At 69.6% G+C, this 4,504-nt stretch carries 3 protein-coding genes; 1 reads left to right on the top strand and 2 read right to left on the bottom strand.

Features of this window, described 5'->3' with window-relative positions; genetic code table 11:
- Nucleotides 1-169: 169 nt before the first annotated feature.
- Nucleotides 170-1,198: an amidohydrolase family protein gene (locus ACWGJB_RS48495; protein ID WP_453386426.1), complete on the bottom strand. Its 1,029-nt coding sequence runs from the start codon at nt 1,196-1,198 to the stop codon at nt 170-172.
- A gap of 48 nt (nt 1,199-1,246) precedes the next feature.
- A complete protein-coding gene (locus ACWGJB_RS48490; protein ID WP_453386425.1) occupies nt 1,247-2,887 on the bottom strand; it encodes an FAD-dependent oxidoreductase in 1,641 nt (546 codons plus the stop codon).
- Nucleotides 2,888-3,151: 264 nt separating this feature from the next.
- Here ACWGJB_RS48490 and ACWGJB_RS48485 point away from each other — a divergent pair, with 264 nt between their 5' ends.
- On the top strand, nt 3,152-4,456 hold the full coding sequence (locus tag ACWGJB_RS48485) for a cytochrome P450 family protein (RefSeq protein ID WP_453386424.1): 1,305 nt from the start codon (nt 3,152-3,154) through the stop codon (nt 4,454-4,456).
- Nucleotides 4,457-4,504: the final 48 nt, after the last annotated feature.

Below are 4,504 nucleotides of genomic sequence, written 5' to 3'. Positions count from 1 at the left end.
GGGGGGCGGGCGGCCGGGCCGCCGCCGGGCGCGCGCGCGCGCCCGCGCGCGCGGCCCCGCCGCGCCGCCCCCGCCGCCCCCCCCACGTCCGTCCGAGCGCCGAGCGAGCCGGGCAGCGGTTCTCCGTGGCACTCGCACCCGCGGTACGAGGACGGCCCACCGGGCGTGCTCAGGCCGACGCGAGGGCGGGCAGGAGACGCAGGGCGTTACCGCGGTTGATATGACCGCGCTCCTGGTCGCCGAGGGCGGGATCCCTGTCCAGAGCGGGAGTTGTCACATCGGCGACCACCCGGGTGGGGGTCGGCGGCCAGTCGCTTCCGTAGAGGATGCGGGAGGAGCCCGCGGCGGCCAGAAGAGTGGGGGTGGCCGACGGGGACATGGGCGCGGCCGTGTCGTAGTAGAAGCGGTGCAGGTAGTCGCGGACGCGGCCGGGATCGACGGCGGGGACGAGCTGGCGCCCGAAGACCTCGATCCGGCTCGCGATGTAGGGGAGGTACCCGCCGCCGTGCGGGAGGATGAACGTGAGCCGCGGGAAACGGTCCAGAGTGCCGTTCATGATCAGGCTCAGTGCGGCGCGGGTCGTGTCCATGAGGAAGTCGCACACGAACGGCGGTACACCCTCGGGGGCTCCGGAGGTGTTCACCTGCATGGGGTGCGTGCTGATCACAGCGGCGCGTTCGTCGAGTTCCGCCATGATCGGGTCGAGCCCGGGGTCGCCCAGGTACGTGCCGCCCGTGCTGGTGCGCGCACTGACGCCCACCGCGCCGAGCTGGTCCATCCCATGGGTGACGGACCAGCGGGAGAGTTCGGCGTCGTCGAGGAAGACGGGTGTGAAGAAGGCGAAGCGGCCGGAGTGCCGGACGATCAGGTCGCCCGCGGCCTCGAGGGCGACACGCGTGCTCTCCTTGCGTGTCGCCGCGTCCTGGAAGCGTCCCAGCATGGCGACGGTGAGGATGCTGGTGCGCGTGCCGGTCAGATCCATCAGGTCCAGGGCGGCGGCCTCGTCCCACCGGGTCCACGGCGGCAGCCCGTCACGGTCCGCGATCCCGTTCTTCTCGGCCCATCGCACCCATTCGGGGGCGGTGTAGTGGTGGTGAACATCTATCCGTTCGTGCCGGGCGTCGTCGGCGCTCAGCGCGGTGCGCAGGCCTATGTCGCCCGGAGCCTGCGGGTCGGTGGTCTCGGCGGCTTGACGCATGGAAGGGCTCCCTGTGGTGGAACGGTTCGAGGGCGTCGGAGAGCGGGATCAGCGGCTGAGGAGGCCGTGCAGAACGTGCGTCAGCTCGTCCTCGGGATTTGAGGGGAGGTCGCCGGAGCGCCAGGCGACCATTCCGTCGGGGCGCACGAGCACCGCGCCCTGCGGGGTGACGCCGTGCGTGGCGGCCCAGTCCTCGGCACCGGCGGCCAGGGCGGGCGAGGTGTCGACGTCGAAGTCCGGGCCGGCGCCTGAGCGGTAGGACACCAGGGGCACGCCGAGCGTGGCCGCCGCGGCGCGGGCGGCCGACGGCCACGGCCCGTCCGCAAGGCCGCAGAGGAGGACGAAGCTCTGCTCGTACAGGTCGATGGTCGACTTGGTGTCCCCGTCGTGCACGACGGCCATGTGCGGGGCCCGGGTGCCGGGGTCCGCCTGTAGGCGCAGCGTCTGCGGGATGGTCGGCGCGTCGGTGTCGGCGCCGGACACGGCCGTGGAGACATAGCGGTAGCCGAGGGACACGGTCATCAGGTCCGTGCTCTGGCCCGAGCCCTGCGCGGCGGTGTAGCCGGGGTGCTGCTCGCGTGCGGCCTGCTCGATGGCCCGGGCACTCGTGGCCAGGGCCACCGGGCGACGTTCGTTCTCGTAGGTGTCCAGCAGGCCCTCACCCGCCCAGCCGCGCAGTACGGCGGTGAGCTTCCAGGCGAGGTTGTGCGCGTCCTGGATGCCCGTGTTGGATCCGAAGGCGCCGGTGGGGGGCATCTCGTGGGCCGAGTCACCGATGAGGAAGACGCGTCCCTGCCGATAGCGGTCGGCGACCCGGTCCGCCGCGTGCCACGGGGCGCGTCCCGTGACCTCGACGTCCAGGTCCCGTACGCCGGCGGCGGCCCTGATGTGGTCGGCGATGCGTGTGTCGGTGAAGGACTCGAGCGTCTGGCCGCGCTCGGGGAACCACGGGACGTGGAAGACCCACTTCTCCTCGTTGTCGACGGGCAGCAGGACCCCTTCGCCCTCGGTGCCGTTCAGGTAGCACACGAGGAACCGCTTGTCCCCGACCACCTGACGGAGGAGCTTACTGCGGAAGGTGACGCTCACGTTGTGGAACAGGTCGCCCCCGCCGCTCTGACCGATGCCCAGCCGCTCGCGCACCGGGCTGCGCGGCCCGTCGGCCGCCAGGAGGTAGGACGTACGCATCGAGTACGTCCGGCCGCTCTCCCGCTCGCGCAGTTCACACGTCACGCCGTCCCCGTCTTCGGTGAAGGAGATCAGCTCCGTACCGAAGCGCACGTCCCCGCCCAGTGCACGGGCGTGTTCCAGCAGGACCGGCTCCAGGTCGTTCTGGCTGCACGCGCACCGCCGGGTGGAGCACACGTTCGTCTCGGGGGCTCCGCCGGTGAGACGGGCCGAGAGCCATCTGCTCTCACCGCCCGACAGCTTGTCCGTCTGCATGATGCCGTGATTGCCGGACAGGACGTCCGCGGCCTTTCTGATGTCCGGTTCCAGCCCGGCGGTGCGGAACAACTCCATCGTCCGCATGTTGTTCCCCCGGCCCCGGGGATGTTCGGAAGTGGCGGCCCGGCGCTCGGCGACCATATGGCTGACGCCCAGTCTTCCCAGAAACACCGACGCGGACAGTCCGACAAGCGAACCGCCCACGATCAACACCGGCACCATTTCTTTGTCTCGTGTGTCCACAGCCCGTCCTCCTCCAGTGACCCAGCGGTAGTTCGGGCAGCGATTCGCATTCATGGCGGCCCTGGAACCGAACCTGTCACAGGCCCCCGGGGTCGGCAATCGAGCCTTCCCCCGGACGGCACAGTCTGCTTTTCCACTTCCGTGCCGTGCCGACGACTTGGGTCCGCGTCAGGGTGAATCACGTTTTCCCGTTCCGAGTGGCGTCAATGAATTCTTAGCTTGCAGCCGACCTGTGCCACCGTGGGAAGAGAAGAAGGGCCGTCGATGACTCAGATGCAGGAGCAGGAGATCGCGGACGAGACAGCCCGGGCGGTGGACGCGGCATCCCGTGGTTGCCCGGAGTACCGGGCCAACCCGCACCCCCTCTACCGGCACCTGCGGGAGAACGCGCCGGTCTGCCGCATCACGCCGCCCCACGGTGTGCACTCATACCTGATCACCCGGTTCGAGGATGCGAAGGCCGCCCTTGCCGACCCCAGGATCAGCAAGGACATGTACGCGGCCATCGACGCCTACCGGTCCATCTTCGGCGACTCGTCCATCGCCCTGGACGACAACATGCTGTTCGCCGACCCGCCGAAGCACACACGGCTGCGCCGGATCGTCAGTCGTGCCTTCGTGCCCCGCCGTATCGAGGCGCTGCGCCCACGGATCCAGGAGCTCACCGACACGCTGCTCGACAACTGCTCCACTCTGCAGCCCGTCGATCTGCTGTCGGCCTTCGCCTTCCCGCTGCCCCTGCAGGTGATCTGCGAGCTCATCGGCGTTCCCGAGGAGGAGCGGCAGGAGGTCCAGCAGTGGTGCAGTGTCGTCGCGCGGACCGGTTTCAGCAAGAAGGACAAGGATCGCCTGGCCGAGGCGGAGAACACGCTCCGGGAGTACTTCGAGGACCTGATCGCCCGTAAGCGCAAGGCCCCCGAGGACGACTTGCTCAGCGTCCTCATCCAGACGAGCGACGAGCAGGAGTCGCTGACGGACGGTGAGTTGCTGTCCACCCTGTGGGTGCTGCTGTTCGCGGGCCACAAGACGACCGCCTACCTCATCGGCAACGCCGTCTACACGCTGCTCACCCATCCCGAGCAGCTCAGGCAGGTGATCGACTCGTCCGACCTCCTCCCGAACGCGATCGAGGAGATCATCCGCTTCGAGGGCTCGGTCGAGAACGCGACCTTCCGCCACGCCCTGGAGGACATCACCATCGCGGGGACGCTCATTCCCAAGGGTTCGCTGGTACAGATCGCGGTCACCTCGGCCAACCGGGACGCCGCCGCGTTCGAGAGCCCCGACACCTTCGACATCGCCCGGCAGGGCGTACAGAGCAAACACCTGGCCTTCGGTACGGGGCCGCACTTCTGCCTCGGCGCACCGCTGGCGAGGATGGAGATGCAGATCGCCCTGGCCTCGCTCTTCCGCCGCTTCCCGCAACTCTCCATGGCCCAGCCGGCGGACGAGGCCAAATGGCTCACCGTGCCCTTCCCCGCCTTCCGTGGCCTGACCGAACTGCCCGTCGTCCTGGACCCCTCCAGGATCCTGGACGACTGGGCGTCCGGAATGGTTGACATCGCGTGACATCACGGGCGTAGCCCGCGACCCCGGCGTCGCGCTGCCGTACCTGTC

This window comes from Streptomyces sp. NPDC054813, assembly GCF_053611365.1.
Note: the sequence above shows the minus strand (reverse complement) of the source record. Positions and strands in the feature narration are given on the sequence as shown.